This window comes from Kluyvera cryocrescens NBRC 102467 (genome assembly GCF_001571285.1).
GTDB lineage: Bacteria > Pseudomonadota > Gammaproteobacteria > Enterobacterales > Enterobacteriaceae > Kluyvera > Kluyvera cryocrescens.
The window spans coordinates 68,515-92,607 of sequence record NZ_BCTM01000016.1; the positions used below are offsets into that span (position 1 = coordinate 68,515).

22 protein-coding genes and 3 tRNA genes are annotated in these 24,093 nt (G+C 54.1%); 10 read left to right on the forward strand and 15 right to left on the reverse strand.

Going from position 1 to position 24,093, the window contains the following annotated elements:
- Positions 1-15: 15 nt before the first annotated feature.
- The 3 genes from KCR01S_RS13010 to KCR01S_RS13020 form a co-directional block, all read right to left on the reverse strand.
- Positions 16-92: transfer RNA gene (locus KCR01S_RS13010), tRNA-Met, on the reverse strand.
- 45 nt (positions 93-137) lie between these two features.
- Positions 138-214, reverse strand: a tRNA-Met gene (locus tag KCR01S_RS13015).
- A 58-nt stretch (positions 215-272) separates the two neighbouring features.
- Positions 273-349: transfer RNA gene (locus KCR01S_RS13020), tRNA-Met, on the reverse strand.
- 210 nt (positions 350-559) lie between these two features.
- Here KCR01S_RS13020 and mltA point away from each other — a divergent pair.
- On the forward strand, positions 560-1,657 hold the full coding sequence (gene mltA, locus KCR01S_RS13025; RefSeq protein ID WP_061283155.1) for a murein transglycosylase A: 1,098 nt from the start codon (positions 560-562) through the stop codon (positions 1,655-1,657).
- 71 nt (positions 1,658-1,728) lie between these two features.
- Positions 1,729-2,538 (forward strand): tRNA cyclic N6-threonylcarbamoyladenosine(37) synthase TcdA, encoded by an 810-nt coding sequence (gene tcdA / locus KCR01S_RS13030; protein ID WP_061283156.1) that lies wholly within the window; start codon positions 1,729-1,731, stop codon positions 2,536-2,538.
- Here tcdA and csdE read toward each other — a convergent pair.
- Positions 2,523-2,972, reverse strand: a complete 450-nt coding sequence (gene csdE, locus KCR01S_RS13035; RefSeq protein WP_061283157.1) for a cysteine desulfurase sulfur acceptor subunit CsdE — start codon at positions 2,970-2,972, stop codon at positions 2,523-2,525. The two genes, tcdA and csdE, sit on opposite strands and share 16 nt — an antisense overlap.
- The gene (gene csdA, locus KCR01S_RS13040) at positions 2,972-4,177 is read right to left on the reverse strand and encodes a cysteine desulfurase CsdA (protein WP_061283158.1); all 1,206 of its coding nucleotides are present in this window, start codon (positions 4,175-4,177) and stop codon (positions 2,972-2,974) included. The genes csdE and csdA overlap by 1 nt, the downstream gene beginning before the upstream one ends.
- A gap of 419 nt (positions 4,178-4,596) precedes the next feature.
- Between csdA and gcvA the strand changes: the two genes are divergently transcribed.
- From gcvA to rlmM, 3 genes are read left to right on the forward strand one after another with little or no spacing between them, the layout of a single operon-like run.
- Positions 4,597-5,514 carry a glycine cleavage system transcriptional regulator GcvA gene (gene gcvA / locus KCR01S_RS13045; protein WP_052282102.1) on the forward strand — a complete coding sequence of 306 codons (918 nt, stop codon included), beginning with the start codon at positions 4,597-4,599 and terminating at the stop codon, positions 5,512-5,514.
- Between the two features lie 19 nt (positions 5,515-5,533).
- Positions 5,534-5,929, forward strand: coding sequence for a DUF423 domain-containing protein (locus KCR01S_RS13050; protein WP_061283159.1), 396 nt, complete (start codon positions 5,534-5,536; stop codon positions 5,927-5,929).
- The gene (rlmM, locus tag KCR01S_RS13055) at positions 5,922-7,022 is read left to right on the forward strand and encodes a 23S rRNA (cytidine(2498)-2'-O)-methyltransferase RlmM (protein WP_061283160.1); all 1,101 of its coding nucleotides are present in this window, start codon (positions 5,922-5,924) and stop codon (positions 7,020-7,022) included. Before KCR01S_RS13050 ends, rlmM begins: the two co-directional genes overlap by 8 nt.
- Positions 7,023-7,070: 48 nt before the next feature.
- On the opposite strand, the gene fucR is transcribed toward rlmM, so the two are convergent.
- The 5 genes from fucR to fucP form a co-directional block, all read right to left on the reverse strand.
- Entirely contained in the window at positions 7,071-7,802 is a 732-nt protein-coding gene (fucR, locus tag KCR01S_RS13060; RefSeq protein WP_061283161.1) for an L-fucose operon activator, read from the reverse strand.
- Between the two features lie 57 nt (positions 7,803-7,859).
- Positions 7,860-8,282 (reverse strand): L-fucose mutarotase, encoded by a 423-nt coding sequence (fucU, locus tag KCR01S_RS13065; RefSeq protein WP_061283162.1) that lies wholly within the window; start codon positions 8,280-8,282, stop codon positions 7,860-7,862.
- Position 8,283: 1 nt separating this feature from the next.
- Complete coding sequence (gene fucK / locus KCR01S_RS13070) at positions 8,284-9,702, reverse strand: L-fuculokinase (protein ID WP_061283163.1); 1,419 nt, start codon at positions 9,700-9,702, stop codon at positions 8,284-8,286.
- An 84-nt stretch (positions 9,703-9,786) separates the two neighbouring features.
- The gene (fucI, locus tag KCR01S_RS13075; RefSeq protein WP_061283164.1) at positions 9,787-11,562 is read right to left on the reverse strand and encodes an L-fucose isomerase; all 1,776 of its coding nucleotides are present in this window, start codon (positions 11,560-11,562) and stop codon (positions 9,787-9,789) included.
- 31 nt (positions 11,563-11,593) lie between these two features.
- The gene (fucP, locus tag KCR01S_RS13080; protein ID WP_061283165.1) at positions 11,594-12,904 is read right to left on the reverse strand and encodes an L-fucose:H+ symporter permease; all 1,311 of its coding nucleotides are present in this window, start codon (positions 12,902-12,904) and stop codon (positions 11,594-11,596) included.
- Between the two features lie 544 nt (positions 12,905-13,448).
- Between fucP and fucA the strand changes: the two genes are divergently transcribed.
- Entirely contained in the window at positions 13,449-14,096 is a 648-nt protein-coding gene (gene fucA / locus KCR01S_RS13085) for an L-fuculose-phosphate aldolase (RefSeq protein ID WP_061283166.1), read from the forward strand.
- 27 nt (positions 14,097-14,123) lie between these two features.
- The gene (gene fucO / locus KCR01S_RS13090) at positions 14,124-15,272 is read left to right on the forward strand and encodes a lactaldehyde reductase (RefSeq protein ID WP_061283167.1); all 1,149 of its coding nucleotides are present in this window, start codon (positions 14,124-14,126) and stop codon (positions 15,270-15,272) included.
- A 50-nt stretch (positions 15,273-15,322) separates the two neighbouring features.
- Here the strand turns inward: fucO and xni are convergent, their stop codons facing one another.
- The 5 genes from xni to queF all read right to left on the reverse strand — a co-directional run bounded on the left by xni (position 15,323) and on the right by queF (position 21,731).
- Positions 15,323-16,084: a flap endonuclease Xni gene (gene xni, locus KCR01S_RS13095; protein ID WP_061283168.1), complete on the reverse strand. Its 762-nt coding sequence runs from the start codon at positions 16,082-16,084 to the stop codon at positions 15,323-15,325.
- A 113-nt stretch (positions 16,085-16,197) separates the two neighbouring features.
- Positions 16,198-17,562, reverse strand: coding sequence for an L-serine ammonia-lyase (locus KCR01S_RS13100; protein WP_061283169.1), 1,365 nt, complete (start codon positions 17,560-17,562; stop codon positions 16,198-16,200).
- 50 nt (positions 17,563-17,612) lie between these two features.
- Positions 17,613-18,902, reverse strand: a complete 1,290-nt coding sequence (locus KCR01S_RS13105; RefSeq protein ID WP_061283170.1) for an HAAAP family serine/threonine permease — start codon at positions 18,900-18,902, stop codon at positions 17,613-17,615.
- Between the two features lie 502 nt (positions 18,903-19,404).
- Positions 19,405-20,769 carry a nucleotide 5'-monophosphate nucleosidase PpnN gene (ppnN, locus tag KCR01S_RS13110; RefSeq protein ID WP_061283171.1) on the reverse strand — a complete coding sequence of 455 codons (1,365 nt, stop codon included), beginning with the start codon at positions 20,767-20,769 and terminating at the stop codon, positions 19,405-19,407.
- Between the two features lie 116 nt (positions 20,770-20,885).
- Positions 20,886-21,731 (reverse strand): NADPH-dependent 7-cyano-7-deazaguanine reductase QueF, encoded by an 846-nt coding sequence (gene queF, locus KCR01S_RS13115; RefSeq protein WP_061283172.1) that lies wholly within the window; start codon positions 21,729-21,731, stop codon positions 20,886-20,888.
- Between the two features lie 69 nt (positions 21,732-21,800).
- Here queF and syd point away from each other — a divergent pair, with 69 nt between their 5' ends.
- From syd to truC, 3 genes are all read left to right on the forward strand, one after another.
- Entirely contained in the window at positions 21,801-22,346 is a 546-nt protein-coding gene (gene syd / locus KCR01S_RS13120) for a SecY-interacting protein (protein ID WP_061283173.1), read from the forward strand.
- Positions 22,347-22,980: 634 nt separating this feature from the next.
- Positions 22,981-23,310, forward strand: coding sequence for a YqcC family protein (locus KCR01S_RS13125; protein ID WP_061283174.1), 330 nt, complete (start codon positions 22,981-22,983; stop codon positions 23,308-23,310).
- A complete protein-coding gene (truC, locus tag KCR01S_RS13130; RefSeq protein WP_061283175.1) occupies positions 23,310-24,092 on the forward strand; it encodes a tRNA pseudouridine(65) synthase TruC in 783 nt (260 codons plus the stop codon). The genes KCR01S_RS13125 and truC overlap by 1 nt, the downstream gene beginning before the upstream one ends.
- The last annotated feature ends 1 nt before the right edge of the window (position 24,093 follow it).

Sequence of the window (24,093 nt, forward strand, 5' to 3'; positions counted from 1 at the left end):
GGGTGTCATTTTAGTTGGTTGCGGGGGCCGGATTTGAACCGACGACCTTCGGGTTATGAGCCCGACGAGCTACCAGGCTGCTCCACCCCGCGTCCGTCTTTACTCTTCCATCGAGTAAACTTGCTTCAGATTGTAATTGGTTGCGGGGGCCGGATTTGAACCGACGACCTTCGGGTTATGAGCCCGACGAGCTACCAGGCTGCTCCACCCCGCGTCCGTCATTACTCTTCCATCGAGTAACGTTACTTCTGATTTTAACTTCTGGTACTAATTGGTTGCGGGGGCCGGATTTGAACCGACGACCTTCGGGTTATGAGCCCGACGAGCTACCAGGCTGCTCCACCCCGCGTCCGTGGATGCGCACTATACTCTGCTGAGCTTTTGATGCAACCCATTTTTGAGATAAATCACTCATTTTTTTATAGGTTGTACGTATACGACACGATTGGTTTATTTTTTGTACAAAAATATTGCTGGCTGGCGTAATCGCATTTCAATACCCCTGGCGGTTTGTTATCTTCTTCGGGCACTTTCGATTATGCGGACAATAGAAGACACCATGAAAGGACGTTGGGTTAAGTATGTAGCAACAGGGGCAATGCTGGCGATGCTGGCAGCCTGTTCGTCAAAACCGACCGATCGCGGTCAACAGTATAAAGACGGGAAATTTACCCAGCCTTTCTCACTGGTCAATCAGCCTGATGCCGTAGGCGCCCCAATCAATGCGGGTGACTTTGCCGAGCAGGTGAACCAGATTCGTAACGCCTCTCCGCGCCTGTACGGCAACCAGAGCAACCTTTATAACGCAGTGCAGCAGTGGCTGCTTTCCGGTGGCGATACGCGCACTATGCGCCAGTACGGCCTTGATGCCTGGCAGATGGAAGGGACCGATAACTACGGTAACGTCCAATTCACCGGCTACTACACGCCAGTGGTGCAAGCGCGCCATACGCGTCAGGGCGAATTCCAGTATCCGCTGTACCGCATGCCGCCGAAGCGCGGCAAACTGCCATCCCGCGCCGGAATTTATGCCGGGGAGCTGAGTGATAACTACGTGCTGGCCTACAGCAACTCGCTGATGGATAACTTCATCATGGATGTGCAGGGCAGCGGATACATTGATTTTGGTGATGGTTCACCGCTGAACTTCTTTAGCTATGCCGGTAAAAACGGTTGGGCCTATAAAAGCATCGGTAAAGTGCTTATCGATCGCGGCGAAGTGAAACGTGAAGATATGTCGATGCAGGCGATTCGTCACTGGGGCGAAACCCACAGTGAAGCGGAAGTCCGCGAACTGCTGGAACAGAACCCATCCTTTGTCTTCTTTAAACCACAGTCGTTCGCGCCGGTGAAAGGGGCGAGCGCGGTGCCGCTGATTGGTCGCGCCTCGGTTGCCTCTGACCGCAGCATTATTCCACCAGGGACCACGCTGCTAGCGGAAGTGCCGCAGTTGGATAATAACGGCAAGTTTAACGGCCAGTATGAACTGCGTCTGATGGTCGCGCTGGACGTTGGCGGTGCGATTAAAGGACAGCACTTTGACATCTACCAGGGGATCGGTGCGGATGCCGGGCACCGCGCGGGCTGGTATAATCACTACGGTCGCGTGTGGGTGCTGAAGACGGCAAGCAACACGGGCAATGTTTTTAGTGGCTAAGTCCGTGATTTCCCCGGCCAGGGCGATGACGCCAGCGCCGGGGATGCATTAATGAAGAAATTTGAGGTTTTATGTCTGTTATCAGTGACGCCTGGCGTCAGCGTTTTGGTGGCACCGCGCGTTTATATGGCGAAAAAGCCCTTCAGGTTTTTGCCGAGGCGCACGTTTGCGTGGTTGGCATTGGCGGCGTCGGCAGTTGGGCGGCGGAAGCGCTGGCGCGAACCGGTATTGGTGCTATCACGCTTATCGACATGGATGACGTCTGCGTCACCAACACCAACCGCCAGATCCACGCGCTGGGCGGCAACGTTGGGCTGGCGAAAGCTGAGGTGATGGCTGAGCGTATTCGGTTGATTAACCCCGAGTGCCGCGTCACCGTGATCGACGATTTCGTCACGCCTGATAATGTGGCGGAATATATGGGCGCGGGCTACAGCTATGTGGTCGACGCGATTGACAGTGTGCGACCGAAAGCGGCGCTCATTGCTTACTGTCGTCGCTATAAAGTGCCGTTGATCACTACCGGTGGGGCGGGCGGGCAAATTGACCCGACGCAGATTCAGGTTAGCGATCTGGCGAAAACCATTCAGGATCCACTGGCAGCGAAGCTGCGTGAGCGGCTGAAAAGCGAATTTGGCGTGGTGAAGAACAGTAAAGGCAAGCTGGGCGTCGATTGCGTATTTTCCACTGAAGCGCTGGTCTATCCGCAGTCGGACGGTTCGGTGTGTGCGATGAAGAGTACGGCGGAAGGGCCAAAGCGTATGGACTGTGCGTCTGGTTTTGGTGCGGCGACGATGGTTACCGCAACCTTTGGTTTTGTCGCGGTGTCCCATGCATTGAAAAAGATGCTGGCGAAAGCGGAGCGTCAGGCCAGCGCCTGACGGGCGGCTTGCGTCATCGCATCGCTCAGGGCCGTTAGGCCCTGACTGCGTGAGGCGCTAAGCTGACCGCGAAGCCCCAGCTCATCAAATAGCGCCAGCGGCTCAGATGCCAGAATCTCCGCCGGCTGTTTGCCTTCCACGGCGGTCAGCAGCACCGCCAGCAGGCCGCGCACAATTCTTCCTTCGCTATCGCCAAAAAAGTGCAACGCACCGTTGGCTTCCTGGGTATAACCCAGCCAGACGCGATTTTCACAGCCTGGGATTTCCTGCGCCTGTGCTTTAAGCTCATCCGTCAGTGTGGGCAGCTTTTTACCGAGCAGGATCAGTTGGCGGTACTTATCTTCCCATTGCGTCAGTGCGGAAAACTGCTGACGTAAGGCTTCAGGCGTTATCTCAGTGCCAAAAGGATGTGCGGTTTTTAACGTTATTGTCATTAATCCACCAGAAGTTCGAGCGCCCGATCGACGGCGCTGACCAGCGCGTGCACGTCGTCCTGCGTATTATAAGGAGCGAATGAGGCGCGTAGCGTACCGTTGACGCCTAATGCGGCAAGCAGCGGCTGCGCGCAGTGCTGGCCGGCGCGCAGGGCAATACCATACTCGGCCAACAGCGTGACCATATCGCTGTGGTGAACCCCGGCGAAATCGAAGGCCAGCAGACTGGAGTCCTGGCAGCGGAATGAACGGAAGCCCGGACGTTTCGCCAGCTCTTCTTCTGCCAGCGTCGCCAGCCCACGGCTCCAGGATTCGGCCTGCTGGATATCGATATCTGCCAGCCACTCCAGCGCCGCACTCAGGCCAATCACGCCGGCCACGTTTGGTGTACCCGCTTCCAGACGATACGGTACCGGCTGGGTGGTAAAACCGTCAAACGTCACTTCGCTGATCATCTTCCCGCCGCCTAACCACGGGCTCATGGCATCCAGCAGTTCGCTTTTACCGTATAGCGCGCCGATGCCGGTAGGCCCGTAGAGCTTATGGCCGGAGAAAGCGTAAAAATCGATATCCAGCGCCTGAACGTCCGCAGGGAAATGGACCGCCCCTTGTGCACCGTCAACCATGACCACCATCCCGGCTTGATGAGCGAGGGCAATGGCGTACTCCAGATCCGGACATCCACCGGTGACGTTGGACATTTGCCCGAGTGCCAGAATACGGCTACGTGGGGTTATCAGCGTGGAGAGTTGCGCAACATCCGGCAGCCGATCCGCGCCGAGCGGCAGCGGGACGATTTTCGCCCCGGTCTGTTCGGCGACCATCAGCCATGGCACAAGGTTGGCGTGGTGTTCGGCGACGCTGACGATAATTTCATCACCCGGCTGTAGCCGCGGGCGCGCATAGCACTGCGCCACCATATTGATGGCTTCGGTGGTGCCGCGCGTCCAGACGATATCTTTACCGCTCGGTGCGTTCAGCAGGCGCGCGACCTGGTCGCGGGCGGCTTCGTAGCGCTCGGTTAAGCGCTGCGCTTCGGCGAACTGGCTGCGATGAACGTTACCGGCGCTCAGCGAGTAAAAGTGATTTGTCGCCTCGATAACGGCCTGCGGTTTTAACGCGGTGGCGGCGCTATCAAGGTAAACCCCAGCGTCGTGCAGGGCGGGAAACTGTGCGCGAAACTGCGCGGGGGAGAACGCGTTCATGGAATTCCTCATGTCGATAAGGAGATCGTCGCGCAATTTTCGTTGGCTTTCAACTTTGGTGATGAATGAAGAGGAAATCGAGGCAAAAAAAAGCACCGCAAGTTGGCGGTGCTACATTAATCACTATGGACAGACAGGGTAAATGTACAGGAAGTGAAAAAGGGTAGCCTTGCTACCGTGATCTGAATTGCAGACCAATTGCAAACACAACAACACAACATCACAACCGTAAGCCAAAAGCTGTTCAGAACACGCATTCCGAAAAAAGCTTTTCGTTCCGGCTCAGGAAGTGCCGCCATGATAGGTATTTGCTGGTAGAAGCTCAACGGACAAATTATAATGGCTCAGATAAAAAAAACTAATAGGTTAACTAGTGTTTCCTATTTGTTAAAATCAATTAACAATTGAGTTCTGGGACTATGTCAAAGCGTTTGCCACCTCTTAATGCATTACGTGTATTTGATGCAGCCGCACGCCATTTAAGCTTCACGCGCGCGGCCGATGAGCTTTTTGTGACGCAGGCCGCAGTAAGCCACCAAATCAAGTCCCTTGAGGATTTTTTGGGGCTAAAGCTGTTTCGGCGACGCAACCGATCCCTGCTGTTAACGGAAGAAGGACAGAGCTATTTTCAGGATATTAAAGAGATCTTTTCGCAATTAACTGAGGCTACGCGTAAACTACAAGCGCGGAGCGCGAAAGGGGCGCTGACCGTCAGTTTATTGCCCAGCTTTGCTATCCAATGGTTGGTGCCGCGCCTCTCAAGCTTTAACTCAGCTTATCCGGGAATCGATGTCAGAATTCAGGCCGTCGACCGTCAGGAAGACAAGCTTGCGGACGATGTCGACGTCGCCATTTTCTATGGTCGCGGCAACTGGCCGGGGCTTCGAGTGGAAAAACTGTACGCTGAGTATCTGCTCCCCGTCTGTTCTCCGCTGCTGCTCACCGGCGATAAAGCGTTGAAAACACCCGCTGATTTGGCAAAACACACGCTGCTGCACGATGCATCTCGTCGCGACTGGCAAACGTATACGCGCCAGCTCGGTCTAAATCACATCAACGTCCAGCAGGGGCCTATTTTCAGCCATAGCGCGATGGTGCTACAGGCTGCTATCCATGGACAGGGCGTTGCGCTGGCGAATAACGTCATGGCGCAATCGGAAATTGAAGCAGGCCGCCTGGTTTGTCCGTTTAACGATGTCCTTGTTAGCAAGAATGCTTTTTATCTGGTTTGTCATGACAGTCAGGCAGAACTGGGTAAAATAGCGGCCTTTCGTCAGTGGATTCTGGCGAAGGCGGCTCATGAGCAAGAAACTTTCCGTTTTCGTTATGACCAATAAATGATTTTAGGGTAATACCATGACCAGCCGTTTTATGCTGATATTTGCCGCAATCAGTGGCTTTATTTTCGTTGCGCTGGGTGCGTTTGGCGCCCACGTGCTGAGCAAATCGTTAGGCGTTGTTGAGATGGGCTGGATCCAGACCGGTCTGGAGTATCAGGCATTTCATACGCTGGCGATTTTTGGCCTTGCCGTTGCTATGCAGCGCCGCATTAGCATTTGGTTCTACTGGAGCAGCGTGTTTATGGCGCTGGGTACCGTATTATTTAGCGGTAGCCTGTACTGCCTGGCGCTCTCCCATCTTCGCCTGTGGGCGTTTGTTACCCCGGTTGGTGGCGTAAGCTTCCTCGCCGGCTGGATTTTGATGTTGATTGGTGCAATTCGACTTAAGCGTAAGGGTGTTGTTCATGAATAAGGTTGTGCTGTATTGCCGCCCTGGGTTTGAGAAAGAGTGTGCTGCGGAGATCACCGACAAGGCCGGGCGTCGCGAAGTGTTTGGCTTTGCGCGCGTCAAAGATAACTCGGGCTACGTGATTTTCGAATGTTATCAGGAAGGCGATGCTGACAAACTGGCACGCGAGCTGCCGTTCAGCTCGCTGGTTTTTGCCCGTCAGATGATTGTTGTGGGCGAGCTGTTAAAAGATTTGCCGCCGGAAGACCGCGTGACGCCTATCGTCGGCATGCTGCAGGGCGTAGTGGAGAAGGGTGGCGATCTGCGCGTTGAGGTGGCTGATACCAACGAAAGCAAAGAACTGATGAAGTTCTGCCGCAAGCTCACCGTGCCGCTGCGTTCGGCGCTGCGCGAAGCCAAAGTGCTAGCCGCCTATGAGACGACGAAGCGTCCGGTTGTGCATGTGTTCTTTATTGCCCCGGGCTGCTGCTACACCGGCTATTCCTATAGTACCAATAATTCGCCGTTCTATATGGGGATCCCGCGTCTGAAGTTCCCGTCTGATGCGCCAAGCCGCTCGACGCTGAAGCTGGAAGAGGCATTCCACGTCTTTATCCCTGCTGACGAATGGGACGAACGTTTAGCCAACGGCATGTACGCGGTCGATCTGGGAGCTTGCCCTGGCGGCTGGACCTATCAGCTGGTGAAACGCAATATGTGGGTCTCCTCCGTGGATAACGGCCCAATGGCGCAGAGCCTGATGGACACCGGGCAGGTGACCTGGCTGCGTGAAGATGGTTTCCGCTATCGCCCAACCCGCAATAACATCTCGTGGATGGTGTGCGATATGGTTGAGCGCCCGGCGAAGGTTGCCGCGCTGATGGCGGAATGGCTGATCAACGGCTGGTGCCGTGAGACCATCTTTAACCTGAAGCTGCCGATGAAAAAGCGCTACGAAGAGCTGTCGCACAACCTGGCGTACATCCAGGAGAAGCTTGACGAGAATGGCATTAACGCGCAGATCCAGGCGCGTCAGTTGTACCATGACCGCGAAGAGGTGACCGTTCACGTACGTCGTCTGTGGGCGGCGGTAGGCGGTCGTCGCGACGAGCGTTAAGTGTTATTCTTTAAGCAAAATGGCCCACCTCGGTGGGCCATTTTTGTTTCAGGCGATCGGCGTTTGTCGGGGGTCCATCCGGGCATCGGAGATAATATGGGTCACATCATCAAGGTGGCCGATACGCGCTTCGCCTGAACGGTTGAATTTGCTTTTATCAATCAGCAGCAATGATTGCGATGCGCGCTTCAGCAGCAGAGACTTAAAGTCGGCGTTGACGGTATTGGAATCCCAAAGCCCGCCGTCGCCGTCGATCCCTTCGCAGGAAAAAATAAACAGGTCAATATCCAGCGGTTTTAGCTGCGAAACCAGCGAAGGATTCACGTAGCAGCCATATTTACGTTCAAGCTGGCCGCCGGAGCTAATTAGCTGAATCTGCTCGCGTTTTCCCAGCTCAAGGCAGATAGGATGGCTATTGGTAAAAACCTGTAGGTCGATATCAGGCAGTTGTCGCGCCAGATACCAGCAGGTGGAGCTGGCGTCGAGGGCAATGACCATTCCGGCCTCTATCCAGGCGAGTGCTTCCCGGGCAATATCGGCTTTGTGTGCGAAGTGACTTTTCAGACGCATGTGGAAAGGATCGCCGCTGTCCTGATTTTCCCGATGAATGTACTTCGCTCGCCCGTGGTTGCGCAGCACCTTGCCCTGCGCCTGAAGTTCGCTGAGATCGCGGCGAATGGTCTCTTTGCTGACATTAAGCTGGGCGGATAAGGCATCGGTTGTCAGGCTTTTGTGCTGAATGAGCAGGTCTACTATCGCTTGTTGGCGTGCCGCTTTCATTTTTTTCACCCCATCATTCGATACGCGCCCGCGTCGGGCGGGCGCACCGGCATGAGACTACGGCGTTACTCCTTTTTTTAAAAGAATATTCCCATACTTAGCACACTCACCTGTGATAACGATCGCAAAGGCTTTTTGCGCCCGATCGTAAAAGGCATAGCGATCGATACGGGATATTTCCGGGCAGGGGGCCTGCAGCGAAAGCGCCTCGCGGTAGCGAGCTTCGACGCTGGGATCCAGAGAGTCACCCTCTACCGCCGCCATCATCACCAGAGGGGGGGCATAGCTGTCGAGTTCAAACAGCGGAATGATGGCCTGCAGCAGGTCGCTGACTTTCAGACCATCGGCGCGAATAACCTGTGGCCCCATGCTGTGGGCCGGGAAATGGGCATCGGAAAAGATAATCTCATCGCCATGGCCCATTTCGGCCAGCACCTTTAGCAAGTCAGGGGAGATTAATGGTGAAATCGTTTTTAGCATCTCAGGCTTCCTTAATGAGTTCGGGTTCGCTTTGCGGGTAGAAATAGCGGTACTGATAGTGCACCTGCGCTCTGGCCTGTTCCGGGCTAGCAAATTCCCCCACGCCGTACCAGCCAAACATGGCGGCTCCAGCGACCGTGGTTTCGGCGTCATCCAGTACCTTGATGGGAATGTCGAGCATGTTGGCTTTAATTTGATTCCACAGCGTGTTGCGGCTCCCGCCTCCCACCATTAAAAGCTCTGTGGCTTTAAAGTGGCCGATTTTCTCCAGCGTTTGCAGATTTTGCGCCAACTGTTCGCTGAGCCCTTCCAGCGCGGCACGATAGAAATGACCGCGGGTCGCGTTGAGCGTGACCCCTTGCCATCCGGCATTTTGGTTTGTAAGGAGTTCACAGTGCATTTTCACGCCCTCAGCTCCTTCGGGAATCAAACGCGCTTCTTCAATCAGGGTTTGCCATGGTGTCTGCGGCGTCCACAGCAGCTTGCGCACCCATTCGAGCACGCCAGAGGCCAGCCATTGCATACCAGGGTTATAAAGCCCCGGTTGGCTATCCAGCTCGCAGGTAGATCCGGCGTAGTGGCTGAGCAGCGAGGTGTTGACCCGATTGCTGCGGACCATCAGAATTTCCCACGTACCGGAAGAGAGGACTGGTTCATCCTGCTCTGCACCGGCGCCAAACAGGGCGAACTGCGTATCGTGCCCGGCTGAAATCACCGGGATGCCAGGCGGAATCCCCAGCAGCGCAGCGGCGTCTGGCTGTAGCGTGCCGATGAGTTCACCGGCTTCGACCAGGCGCGGGAACAGCCAGCGCGGCAGCCCAGTGGCTTGCAATATTTCCGGACTGAAGTCGCGTTGATGAATGTCCAGCATCTGGCTGGTTCCCGCCATGGTGAGATCGGTGGTGAATTCGCCGGTCAGGCGGTGGTTAATCAGCGATGAGATAAACAACCAGGCGTGCGCCTGTTCCAACAGCTGTGGGTGATTCTCTTTCATCCACACCAGCTTATAGAGCGTGTTGAAGCCAAACGCGCCGACGCCGGATATTTCCTGCAGCCTTTGCTGCGGGAGGAAGCGGTCGATTTTTTGCATCACTTCAGCGGTACGCGGACATTTCCAACTGATAACGGGATAGAGAAGCTGGCCATTCTCATCGACCAGCGCACCATCGACGCCGAACGTGGTGACCGTAATACCTCGTACCCGGCAGCCCGCCAGCTCGGCCGCAAGCGTATGGCAGCAGTCTGCAAGCCGCTGGATGATGGCATCAAGCGACCACTGGTGCCAGGCGTTGTTTTCTGCCGCTATTTCACTGGCATTGGCGACAGCGGCACGGGCGACAATTTTTCCCTGACGGTTGACGGCAATCGCCCGGACGTTGGTCGCGCCGCAGTCGAGTACCAGGATAACATCTTGTTTCATAACTACTCCTGAAACGCTGCTGAAGAGTCCAGCTAGCAATGCAGCCCAAAATAACGCCCTTCCACTGTGGAAGGGCGTAGCGCATTAACGTTTGTACAGCGGGCCGTAGTTCTGGCAGGCGCGATAATCCTGACCTTCGCTATCCATACCGTGTGCCGCCCAGGCGGAAGGGCGATAGATCTGCGACTCTTCCACGTTGTGCATACAAACCGGAATTCGCAGCATTGAGGCCAGGGTAATAAAGTCAGCGCCCACGTGGCCAATCGTCAGCACCCCGTGGTTAGCCCCCCAGTTCGCCATCACCGAGTAAACATCGGTGAAGGGGCCTTTGCCGGTCAGACGCGGTGCAAACCAGGTCGTAGGCCAGGTGGAGTTGGTACGCGCATCAAGTTGGTCATGCATCTCTTTCGGTAGCGCAACGCTCCAGCCTTCGGCAATCTGAAGGACCGGGCCCAGGCCTTTAATGATATTCACGCGGGTCATGGTGAACGGCACGCCGCCTTCGGTCAGGAAGCGAGAAGAGAAACCGCCGCCGCGGAAATATTCATGAATCGCCGGGCACCACTCGGTGGCGGCGAGGCATGCATCGGCTTCCTGTTGGCTGATTTCCCAGTGCGGTTTCATGGTAGGCTTGCCATCGCTATCGCGCTGTTTACATGAACCATCTAACGCCGCTGAACCGGAGTTGATGAGGTGGATAATACCGTGTTCGGCCAATCCGCTGAGAGGTTTCCCGGTGACGCGTTGTACGGCCTCTGGTGACCAATAGGTGCGGACGTCGGCGAAGACTTGCGCCGTGCCGGTAAGCTGATGGCCCATCAACATTGCTACGCCGTTGAGGCTGTCGTTTTCGGTAGCGACAACAAACGGTTCACGCACGCCGTTCCAGTCAAAGGAGCTGTTAAGTAGCGCTTCAGCGGTATCACCGTTAGGGTATTGATCGGTCCAGTGGCGCTGGCCCTGGAAGCCTGCGGCAATGGCGTTATAGCCGAGAGATTCCTCAACCAGCCCTTTATCCGCCAGCTTTTTGTTGCCCTGCATCATGTCGCGAATGCACATCGCCATGAGCAGGCTCTCTTTAAGCACCGTGCGGCTTTGAGCTTCATTGCGTTTGTACTGCTGAGCGTTTTGATCCTCGCCATAGCGGAAGTTTTTGTCCGCCCACGCCAGCGCAATCTCCAGCTCTGCTTCGTCATAAATTTTCTGATCGATACGGCGGCGCAGTTCGGTCATATCTACCGCTTGTACCTTCATGCCGAGCCAGGATTCAAAGAAGTTATGGTCAACAATAGAGCCGGCAATACCCATCGACACGCCGCCTACGGAAAGGTAGCTTTTGCCTTTCATACTGGCAACGGCCAAGCCGGCGCGGGCAAAGCGCAGTAATTTTTCTTCAACGTCGGCAGGAATGGTGCTGTCATCCGCATCCTGAACATCGTGACCGTAAATAGAGAAAGCAGGAATCCCCTTCTGACTATGCGCGGCAAGTGCGGCGGCCAGATAAACGGCGCCGGGACGTTCGGTGCCGTTAAAGCCCCAGATGGCTTTCGGACGCATCGGGTCCATATCGATGGTTTCGCTACCGTAGCACCAGCATGGCGTGACGGTGATGGTGACGCCGACATTCAGTCCGCTGAATTTCTCCTCGCAGGCCGCTGATTCTGCCATTCCCGCGATGCAGCTATCGGCAATTACGCACTCAATTTGTGCACCGCAGGCGTGGCGGAGTTTCTCGGTGATAAGCGCCGCGGTCGCCTTTGCCATGTTCATGGTCTGTTCTTCCAGCGATTCACGTACGCCCATACGGCGGCCATCAATTACCGGGCGGATACCAATTTTCGGTAAGCTGATTTTTTTCATTACAGATCCCTCATGTTATTCGGATAAAAGATTAGTGCGTTGCCGTTTGTGAACGGAAACGGGCAAAAATGAAGATGACGGCGAAGCACAGGGCTGGAACCAATTCTGCAGTTGGGATATTGCCTGCGGCATCGCTAACGAAGCCCATCACGGGCGTCACGATACCGCCGCCGATAATGGTCATGACGATGAAAGAGGAGCCATATTTGGTGTCTTGCCCCAGATTTTTGATCCCCAGGGAAAAGATGGTGGGGTACTGAATCGACATAAATGCGCTACACAGCGTCAGCGCCAGCAGGCCAAAATGGCCACCGCTGAAGGCGGAGATCAGACACAGAACCATGGCGAGCAGCGCGTAGGTGGCGAGCACTTTATGCGGGGCGAAGCGGCTGATGAGCCAGGTGCCGGTGAAGCGGCCAATGAAGAAACATACCATCGTACCGGTCAGATAATTGGCGGCGAAGCCGGGCGTCATGCCGGGGATCTCTTCAATGGCATAGCGAATCAGATAGCTCCAGCAGGCCGTTTGCGCACCGACGTAGCAAAACTGTGCCAGCACCGCCCAGCGCCAGTGGCGAATACGCACCAGGCGGGAAAGGGACGCGGAGAATGAACTCTGTGTGCTCTCAGCGCGATCGTCACTTTGTAGGGCCGGAAATTTAGTCAGCATAATCAGCAGGGCGACCAGCAGGACAATCGCCACGATGATCATATAAGGCGTCTGTACCGATAACACCAGGCTGTGTTTATAGGTACTTAGCTGTTCTGGTGACATTTTATCGAGCACATCCTGGGATTGATGTGGCACGTTAGACAAAATAAGACTTTGCCCAAACACAACCGCGATAATAGCGCCAAATGAGTTAAATGTTTGCGCCAGATTGAGGCGAAAGTGTCCACCGCTCTCAGGGCCTAATACCGTCACAAATGGGTTGGCTGCGGTTTCGAGGCAGCCGAGGCCAGCAGCAATAATAAATAGGCCAATTAAGAATAATGTGTAATTCATTACTTCCGCTGCCGGCCAGAATAATGCAGCGCCGAGAGCATATAAGAATAATCCGGTAATAATGCCCGCTTTGTAACTCAGTTTTTTCATCAGGATCCCTGCTGGGATAGGAATGACAAAATAACCGAAGTAAAATGCGGATTGAATCAACCCGGCCTGGAAGTTAGTTAAGGTAAAGGCCTGCTGAAACTGGGGTAGTAAAATGTCGTTCAGGTTGTTCGCGACAGCCCAAAGAAAAAACAGTGAGCAAAGCAGTGCAAATGGAATAATGTAACGCTGGGTTTGTCCGGCATCTACCGCACGAAAACTCTGCGTTTGTATTGTTGTATTTCCCATAACATCCTCATTGATTCAGAAGCGTCAGAGTGTGGTCGTTTTTGCTGAACGGACCGTAAAAACAGAAAAGTTCATGTGTTTTCCTGGGACTATCGGGCAGTTAGGAATGAACTCATGAATTCATTTTCGGGGAAAAAAGGCTGTTTAATATGATGGCGGTCACATTTAACGACTGGTGGTATTTTTATGTGATAGTTGTCACTTTAATTTCTTATAAACAATGCCCGTTTGAGAAAATAAATATTAAAACCCACAGCCTGAGTGACCGAATTAATTTATTGCCGCAGAAACGGTCATTTGTTAATGGTGAAGGGCAAAAATGCCCGTTTAAATAAATATCATGAAGAGCGGTCATTTTTTTTAGGGTGGTTTTTGCAAGCGATAACTTATTCAAGGGAATTAATTGATGGTGGTCACAAAATAAAACCGAGGGAATTCCATTGTGCTTCTTCAATACGATGATGATGAGTAAGTAGACGGTTAATTCAACAGAATAAGTAGCAATGTTCTGTTGGGGCTTTGGAATCATCAAGAGAGGTTATAAATGGAACGAAATAAACTGGCACGGCAGATTATTGATACCTGCCTGGAGATGACGCGTCTGGGATTAAATCAAGGAACCGCGGGTAACGTCAGCGTGCGTTATCAGGGCGGAATGCTGATTACCCCTACGGGGATCCCGTATGAGAAGCTGACTGAAGCACACATCGTTTATATCGATGCCGAGGGGCATCATGAGCAGGGCAAGCTGCCATCAAGCGAATGGCGTTTCCATATGGCTGCCTATCAGACGCGGCCGGATGCGCATGCCGTGGTGCATAACCATGCCGTACACTGTACCGCCGTTTCGATCCTTAATCGGCCTATTCCTGCCATCCATTACATGATTGCTGCCGCAGGCGGAAACACCATCCCCTGTGCCCCGTATGCCACCTTTGGCACGCGCGAACTGTCCGAGTACGTCGCCGTTGCCCTGAAAAACCGTAAAGCGACGCTGTTGCAGCATCATGGGCTCATCGCCTGCGAGGAAAATCTGGAAAAAGCCTTATGGCTGGCACATGAGGTTGAAGTTCTGGCACAGCTTTATCTCAGCACGTTGGCGATTACCGATCCGGTGCCGGCGCTTAGCGATGAGGCGATCGCCATCGTGCTGGAAAAATTCAAAACCTACGGGCTGCGTATTGAAGAGTGATAACGCGAGACTGACGGGAGAAGAGCAATGGCTAACAGAATGATTCTGAATGAAACGGCGTGGTTTGGCCGTGGGGCGGTCTCGGCACTTTGCGATGAGGTGAACCGTCGTGGCTACCGTAAGGCGTTAATCGTTACCGATAAAACGTTGCTTCAGTGCGGTGTGGTGGCAAGAGTGACCGATAAGATGGATGAGGCGGGGCTTGCGTGGGAGATCTATTCCGGAGTCATGCCCAACCCAACGATCGGTGTTGTGCATGAGGGGCTGAACGTCTTCCGGCATAGCGGTGCCGACTACCTCATTGCTATTGGCGGTGGGTCGCCGCAGGATACCTGCAAGGCGATAGGCATCATCAGTCATAATCCTGAGTTTGCGGACGTCCGCAGTCTTGAGGGGCTTTCCCCCACGCGTAAACCTAGCGTTCCCATCATGGCAATCCCTACGACAGCGGGAACTGCGGCCGAAGTGACCATTAACTATGTGATCACGGATGAAGAGAAGCGGCGCAAGTTTGTGTGCGTCGATCCTCACGATATACCGCAGGTCGCCTTTATTGATGCCGACATGATGGATGGAATGCCTCCTTCGCTGAAAGCAGCCACCGGCGTTGATGCGCTGACTCATGCGATTGAGGGCTATATCACCCGGGGCGCTTGGGCACTAACTGATGCGCTGCACCTAAAGGCGATTGAGATCATTGCTGGGGCGCTGCGAGGTTCCGTCGCCGGTGAGCGCGATGCCGGTGAAGCGATGGCGCTGGGGCAGTATGTGGCCGGGATGGGCTTTTCCAACGTGGGACTGGGGCTGGTCCACGGTATGGCGCACCCGCTGGGGGCGTTTTATAACACCCCGCATGGCGTGGCGAATGCCATTTTGCTACCGCACATCATGCGGTATAACGCGGAGTCTACCGGCGAGAAGTTTCGTGATATTGCCCGAGCAATGGGGATTAAGGTGGAGGGACTGAGCCTTGCGGCAGCGCGCAGCGCGGCAGTCGACGCGGTCTTTGCGTTAAACCATGATGTCGGTATTCCGCTGCACCTGCGTGATGTCGGCGTCAGCAAGGAGGATATCCCGGCATTGGCACAGGCAGCGTTTGACGATGTGTGTACTGGGGGGAATCCGCGCGAGGCTACCATTCCTGATATTGTCGAGCTGTATCATACCGCCTGGTAGTCTTTTATCCGGTTCTCAACGCCATCAGCGTGTCTGATGGCGCTTCTCTATCAGGCCGGGCGAGACAGCCTTAGCTGTTGTAAATTGCCATCGATATGCAGATCGGTTTGCAGACGGGCAATATCCCGGCATAAAAACGCCATGTCCCGATGCTCATCAAGCTTCTTACGCCATTTCTCGGGTACTTCATCCAGATGCTCATACAACGCTTCCAGCGTGCCAAACTGCACCAGCAGTTGAGTGGCACTTTTGGGACCAATACCCGCGACGCCAGGCACTTTGGAGCTGCTTATTCCCGCCAGCCCCCAGAAGTCGGGAAGCTGCTGGGGGAGCACGCCAAACTCTTTTTCGATAAACGGAGAATCCAGCCAGCGCTTTTGAAAATAATCGCGAATTTGCAGCGTGGGTGAAAGCAGCTGGCAGTAGCCTTTGTCGGTGGAAACGATCGTCGCCTGATGCCCCGCTTGGGTGACTTTCACTGCCAGCGTGGCGGCTAAATCGTCGGCTTCGTTGCCGGTGGAGACCCAGCATTGCACGCCGCGTTGCTCGAATGCCGCGCGCAGGGCGGGCATTTCCGCGTGCAGTTCATCAGGCATAGGCGCTCGCCCGGCTTTATAATCCGGAAGACGCTGGTGTCGCCAGCCGCTGTTGCGGGCCTCGTCATCGAAGACTGCTACCGCGTGGGTCGGCTGGCTGTGAACGATCAGCAAATCTAACGCATGTTGGCAGGTTTCCACGCAGGGCGACCCCTGAACGGCATGAATGCGGCGGATTAAGTTGAGTGCGTCAACGATAAGCAAATGGACGGCCACGCGGTGTTCTCCTTAACTGAGGTGGCGCTAAGGGTAACATTCAAGGCCTGGAGAGGCTATTAGCGGCGGGAAAAACGCGAAGAGGCCTCGCAAATCGAGGCCTCTGGGAAAGCTTAATCGCAGGAGACTTTCATCGCTAAACCACCGCGCGACGTTTCGCGGTATTTCGCGTTCATGTCTTTACCCGTTTCGTACATGGTTTCGATGACTTTATCGAGGCAGACGCGCGGCTCGCTGGTGCGGCGTAGCGCCATACGTGCAGCGTTGACCGCCTTGACGGAGGCAATCGCGTTACGTTCGATACACGGCACCTGAACCTGCCCCGCGACCGGGTCACAGGTCAGACCGAGGTTGTGTTCCATGCCGATTTCCGCAGCGATACAAACCTGCGCCGGGCTCGCGCCCAGAAGCTCTGCCAGACCGGCTGCGGCCATAGAACAGGCCACGCCCACTTCACCCTGACAACCCACTTCAGCGCCAGAGATAGAGGCGTTCATCTTGTACAGTGAACCAATCGCGCTGGCGACAAGCATATAGCGCGCCAGAGAGTTGGCGTTCACTTCACGGATAAACTTGTCGTAGTAAGCCAGAACCGCCGGAACGATACCGCAGGCACCGTTGGTTGGCGCTGTTACCACACGTCCGCCCGCGGCGTTTTCTTCGTTGACCGCCAGAGCGAACATGTTGATCCAATCCACCACGGCCATCGGGTCGCTGTTGACTTTATCCTGGCTCACCAGCATGCGGCGCAGTGCGGCGGCACGACGCGGAACGCGCAGTTTACCCGGCAGTACACCTTCGGTGGTGATACCGTGTTCGATACCGCCTTTCATTACCGCCCAGACGTCAGCAAAGTGTTTTTCCAGCTCTTCTTTGCTGTGCAACGCCAGTTCGTTTTGCATCATCAGCCCGGACAGCGACAGACCGGTCTCTTTGCAGTGGCGCTGCAGATCGGCGGCGCTGCTGTAAGGATAAGGGACCGCAGCAGGGGCTTGCGCTTCCTGACCAAAGTGCTCTTCATCGACGATAAAACCACCGCCGATGGAATAATAGGTTTTGCTGTAAACCGCTTTATCACCCGCCAGTGCGGTGATGCGCATGCCATTTTCGTGCAGAGAGAGGTTGTCGGTGTGGAAGTTCATGCACTGATCAACCGGGAACTCAACTTCATGCTGACCATGAGCCAGCAGCAGGCGACCGTGGGTGTTCACATCCTGGATAAATGCCGGGATGGCATCGATATCGACGGTGTCCGGCAGATTTCCTGCCAGGCCCATAATAATGGCGATATCGGTGTGGTGACCTTTACCGGTCAGTGAGAGAGAGCCGTAAACATCGACGACCACGCGAGTGATATCAGTAAGGATCCCACGCGCAATCAAGTCGTCCGTGAATTGTTTGCCTGCTTTCATTGGCCCGACGGTGTGTGAGCTGGAAGGACCAATGCCGATTTTAAAAATATCGAATACGCTAATCATGAGGCGTCCATTGTGTAACGAGGTGCGCCGCCCGAAGGCGGCGCAGGGGATTAACTGAACAGAGAGTAGGAGATTGCGGAGATAGCGATAAGACCCATCAGGACAACGAAGACGTTGCTGATGTGACCGCTGTACTTACGCATTGCCGGTACTTTCTGAATGGCATACATCGGCATCAGGAACAGAATCATCGCGATGATTGGGCCGCCCAGGGTCTCAATCATACCGAGGATGCTTGGGTTCAGGGTTGCCACAATCCAGGTGGTAACCAGCATGAACGCTGCAGTGATTTTGTTCAGTTTGCTGATTTCGATAGTTTTGCCTTTGCCGCGCAGAGACTTAATCACCATCCCGTTAAAGCCTTCACGTGCGCCCAGGTAGTGGCCGAGGAAGGATTTGGTGATAGCGATAATCGCGATGATTGGTGCCATCCATGCGATAACCGGCGCGTTAAAGTGGTTTGCCAGGTAAGACAGGATAGAGATGTTCTGCTCTTTCGCTGCAGCCAGGTCCGCTGGGGACAGGCTCAGTACGCAGCTGAAGACGAAGAACATTACGGTCAGCACCATCATGATGTGAGCGCGAGCCAGAATAGAGGAACATTTTTTCTCTGCGCCCTGGCCGTACTCTTCACGCTTAGCCACTGCGAAGGAAGAGATGATCGGTGAGTGGTTGAAAGAGAACACCATCACTGGGATTGCCAGCCACAGGGTCATCCACAGGCCATTACCGGTAGACGCTGCGCTGCTGAAGGACAGCGTTTCCAGCGCCGCACCGCTCCACTGAGGAATCAGGTACAGAGCTAGCACCATCAGTGCAGCAACAAACGGGAATACCAGGATGCTCATCGCTTTCACGATCATCTGCTCACCGAAGCGAACGATGGTCATCATGCCGACGATCAGAATCAGCGACAAGATGGCGCGCGGTGGCGGCGTCATGTGCAGCTGGTGCGCCAGGAAGCTTTCAACGGTGTTGGTGATAGCGACGCTGTAAACCAACAGAATTGGGTAGATAGCGAAGAAGTAGAGCAGGGTAATCAGTTTACCTGCGCCAACGCCAAAGTGTTCTTCAACAACTTCAGTGATGTCTTCGCCAGGGTTTTTACCGGACAGCACGAAACGAGTCAGGCCGCGGTGAGCGAAGAAAGTCATCGGGAAAGCGAGAATAGCCATAATGATCAGCGGGATCATACCGCCTACGCCGGCGTTAATCGGCAGGAACAGTACGCCCGCGCCGATTGCAGTGCCGTAAAGACCCAGCATCCACATTGTATCTGTCTTGCGCCATCCGCTAGCAGATTCTGCTGTGACGACAGTGCTGGTTTGAGTGTTTTCCATCTGTATCTCCTGGAGGAAGGAAAAGTGCTAATTTTTTAGTCAAATAAAGTAAAAATAACGATAAACACAACATTAAATTTTATCCGCGCTGGTTTTTTTATGATTTTTACCCAACGCCGTTTTTGGCGAGCGCAAATGTACATTTAACTGGTAAATGTATCAGTGATCATGATCGCAAATGTAATAATCCACTTTTGATGTAGGTTATTGCAGGTCTTTACCCTGTGATTAGCTTTTATGCGAAAATTTATGGGCGCGAAGGCTAGCATTTGCAGTATGAGTGGTAAATGGTGGTGGGGGTAAATACGATGTTTTTGCTGATAAAAATAGAGAAAGCGGCGTTTTTTAGCGTCCAATCATAACTATCGCTAATAATGTATGGTCAGACCTCAAGCGCAAACGATTGGCTACGGTATATTAAAGTGGATTTTTTTCGGTATGTTTTGGAAATCCCGGCGAAGAATATCGCCGGGAGGGGAGTGAAAAACGCTAAGCGTGATGCTTAGGCACAGATTTCGTAGCAAGGAATATAGGCAGAGCCCGGTAATTTCATGCGATGCTGGGCGACGAAGCCCTGCAGCAGTTCGTCCATCCGGCGCATCATCTCTTTATCGCCGTGAATTTTGTAAGGCCCAAATTCTTCAATAGCGCGAATACCGACTTCTTTCACGTTACCTGCCACAATGCCAGAGAAGGCGCGGCGCAGATCGGCGGCCAGCACCTCGACCGGCTGATCGGGGTAGAGCTTCAGATTGGCCATATTCTCGTGCGACGGCTCAAACGGCATCTGCAGGTCAGGCGCAATTCGAATCGACCAGTTGAAGCTGTACGCATCGCCGGTGTCGCGGCGGTTCTCTTTGACCAACGGCATCGCTTTTTTCATCTGCCGTGCGACTTCGACTTCATCATCAATGATGATTTTGTAGTGACGACGTGCGCCTTCGCCCAGCGTGTGCACGACAAATTCGTCCAGTACGCGGAAGTAGTCGGCGCTTTCTTTCGGCCCGGTGAGGATCAGCGGCAGCACCTGATCTTTGTTGGCCGGGTTCATCAAAATACCCAGCAAATACAGGAGCTCTTCCGCGGTGCCTACGCCGCCTGGGAAGATAATGATACCGTGAGCAATACGAACGAATGCCTCTAGACGTTTTTCGATGTCTGGCATGATAATCAGCTCGTTCACCAGCGGATTCGGCGGCTCAGCGGCAATGATTGATGGCTCGGTCATACCGATAAAACGGCCTTCTTTATAGCGCTGCTGTGCGTGACCTACCGCAGCGCCTTTCATTGGCGCTTCCATCGCCCCTGGACCACAGCCGGTGCAGATATTCAGCTCACGCAGACCTAACTGATTACCGACGCGACGGGCGTAGAGGTATTCATTTTCGTTGATCGAGTGACCGCCCCAGCACACCACCATGCTTGGCGCTTCGCCGACATGCAGCGCGCGGGCGTTTCGCAGAATCGAGAAAACGAGGTTGGTAATATGCGTAGAGCTTTCTAAATCGAGATTCGGAAAACGAACCGCGTTATGAATTTGTCCGTAAACAAACAAAATATCGCGCAGGACGGCAAACAGGTTGGCCTGAAGCGAGCGAATAATGCGCCCGTCAACAAAAGCCTCTTCCGGTGGATTGATGAGCTCAAGTTTGACGCCGCGCTCGCGGCGCAGCACGTTGATGTCGAAATTCTCAAAGCGGGATAGCAGCTCTTTGCTGTTATCGGTCAGGCTTCCTGAGTTCAGTACGGCCAGTGAACAGTTGCGGAACAATTGGTACAAGTCGCTGCTGGCCGTGCGCTTAAGCATGTCCACTTCCAGCTGTGACAACATATCCATCGAGCCTAGCGGGCTAATATGTGTAATCAAGGGAACTCCTTATGGGACGAATATCGTCTTCCTTAGTGATTACAATAGCCTCGCCGGCCCGGTTACGACAACCTCATGCGCAGAACAATGTGCGCAGTATTGAGAAATTGTTCAGATTACTGGCGTACCAGACGGCCAATCGCGGGAGCAAAATCAGAATTCGAACGCCACGGGTTGATGTCCAGCCCGCCGCGACGGGTATAGCGCGCATAAACGCTCAGGCTTTCTGGTGCGCAGAAACGCAGGATGTCGTTAAAAATACGCTCAACGCACTGTTCGTGGAATTCGTTGTGATGGCGGAAAGAGACCAAATAGCGCAGCAGCTTTTCGCGGTCGATCTGCGGGCCACGATACTGAATTTGCACCGATCCCCAATCCGGCTGGTGGGTGATAAGGCAGTTGGATTTGAGCAGGTGGCTAACCAGCGTCTCCTGCACCACTTTATGCCCGGCAGCGCCTTTGAGATACTCAGCGTTGAACTGATAGCTCTCAATTTCAATATCCTGATCGTCAATGCAGTTTCCATGGAAGTGGGCGATGGGCTGGCCTTCCACTTCATCAAGGCGATACAGCGCGACGGTCACGTTGCCTTGGGCGCAGGCGCTAAGATCGCGTTCCAGAGTCTCCTGCACGGCTTCCCAGTTAGCAAAACGGGTCTGGTTGAAGCTGTTGAGATAGAGCTTAAAGCTTTTGGACTCGACCAAATTAACCGTTTCGTGGCTTAGCTCGACGTGACCGACAGCCACCTGCGGTAGCCCTTTGGCGTTGAGCCAGGAGAGTTCGTACAGGGTCCAGATATCGGCACCGTGAAAAGGCAGCGAATCGGCGTGCAGGCCAAGCGGGTCGCGATTCAAACTACGAGGAACACCCTGAAGCAGGTTGGCATCGTAGGTATCGCGGTAATCTGTGGTTTTACCCAGCGTCAGGCCCGAGAGCGCCTGATGGTTCTCATAAGAAGACATGTTTCACCGTTATAAAGCAGGTACACTATTGTCTCTAGTGTATCCTGGCTAACCTGAAGAGAGAAATTCGTGGATCAGCAGACTGCAGCAGCATTACATGCCTTTACTCAACGCTATTGCGATGCCTGGCAGCGCGACCACCATAGCCTACCGCGTAGCGAAGAGCTTTACGGCATCCCGTCTCCGTGTCAGGTATCGACCACGGACGATGCCGTGTTTTGGCAGCCGCAGCCGTTTGATGGCGAGCAGAATGTAAATGGCGTTGAGCGCGCGATGGGTATTGTGGTACAACAACCCATTCACAGTTATTATACCACCCAGTATGCAGGTGACATGCAAGCGCTGTTCATGGGGGAATCCCTAACGCTGCTGCAAGCATGGAGTCCGGAAGATTTCCTGCGCGTACAGGAAAACCTGATTGGCCACCTGGTGACGCAAAAGCGTTTAAAACTTTCGCCGACGCTGTTTATTGCTACGCTGGATAGCGAACTGGATGTCATTTCCGTGTGTAACGTGACCGGTGAAGTGGTCAAAGAGACCCTCGGAACGCGTAACCGATTACCGCTAGCCTCCTCCCTTGCGAGTTTCCTGACTCAACTTAATCCACTTCTGTAAGACAGTTTGCCCGTCACCTTGTGAGAGATCTCTTACACGCACTGTAGGAGATCGCCAGAATATAAGTAGGATACTCGGCACGGTGTTTTTATTATTTCTTTTTATATCAATGAGATAATGTGTAATCCGGTTATTTTCCTATAGTGTAAGCCTTAAGTGTTTGCCTGTGAGACACTTGTAAGACGAGGCGGAATAGCGGATTCTATCTACGTCGACAGGGAGTCGCACAATGAAGTGAACATCAGGATGATGACGCTTCATAGGACACACCGGGATGGTGAGACAAGGATAGGCTTCAGGACGAAGCACAGGATCACGCAGGAACGCGTTAAAGGACACCTCCAGGACGGAGAATGAGAGCCAGACAGGATATCTGGTGGATCAGGAAGATCGGGACACACTCAAGGATTGGGTGAAATCACATCGGGGTGGTGTGATGCAGGAAGCAGTCGTTTAAGGATGAACAGGTCAGGAGGCCATAGGAAAAGTTGTCACGGACGAGCAGGGAGCACCAAAAGTAGCTGGATTGCTGCGAAACGAACCGGGAGCACTGTTTTTACAGTGCTCCCTTTTTTTGTTTCTCGCCGACCAGTAATGGTATCCTGCGCCCGATTTTGTTTCCTCTGAGGTTTCCATGACACGCCACGACAGCCTACGCGACCAACTTTTGCTTATTGAAACTCTGCTTCGCCAGCATCAGCATTGGCAAGAGACCGCTCCGCACGACAGCGCTTTCGCCAGCGATCAACCTTTTTGCATGGATACGCTGCAGCCGCTTGAGTGGCTGCAATGGGTTTTGATCCCACGTATGCACCAACTGCTGGACAGCGGAATGCCGCTGCCGAAAGATTTTGCCATCACGCCATATTATGAGATGGCCCTCGATGCGGCCCATCCGCTGCGCGAGATTATCCTGCCTCCGCTGAGCGAACTGGATGCCTTCTTCGCGGACGACGCGCGCTGATGCTGGAAATTATTTACCAGGATGAATGGCTGGTGGCGGTCAACAAACCGTCAGGCTGGCTGGTTCATCGCAGCTGGCTCGATCGTGATGAGAAAGTGGTGGTGATGCAGACGGTACGTGACCAAATTGGCCAACATGTCTTCACCGCCCACCGCCTTGACCGGCCGACTTCTGGCGTCCTGCTGATGGGGCTTTCCAGCGAAGCGGGTCGCCGTTTGTCTCAACAGTTTGAGCAGCACCTGATTCAAAAGCGTTACCACGCGATTGTCCGCGGCTGGCTTACAGACGATGCGGTCCTCGACTATCCGCTGGTGGAAGAACTCGACAAAATTGCCGACAAATTTGCCCGCGAGAATAAGGAACCCCAGCCGGCGGTGACCCACTACCGCGGTTTGGCAACGGTTGAAATGCCGGTTGCCACCGGCCGTTATCCAACGACGCGCTATGGATTGGTTGAGCTGGACCCGAAAACGGGCCGTAAGCACCAACTGCGTCGGCATATGTCTCATCTTCGTCATCCGATGATCGGTGATAGCAAGCACGGCGATCTGCGCCAGAACCGCAGCGCGCTTGAGCATTTTGGCTGCAGTCGGTTGATGCTGCATGCGAGCCAGCTATCGTTAACCCATCCGTTCACCGGTGAACCGCTGGTCATTCGTGCCGGGCTGGACGATGTCTGGATGCAGGCTTTATCACATTTCGGCTGGCGCGGACTTCTCCCTGAGAATGAAAGGGTTGAGTTTGTTGCCGACTGCGGTCAGGATGAAGCTATCCAGAAGTAAA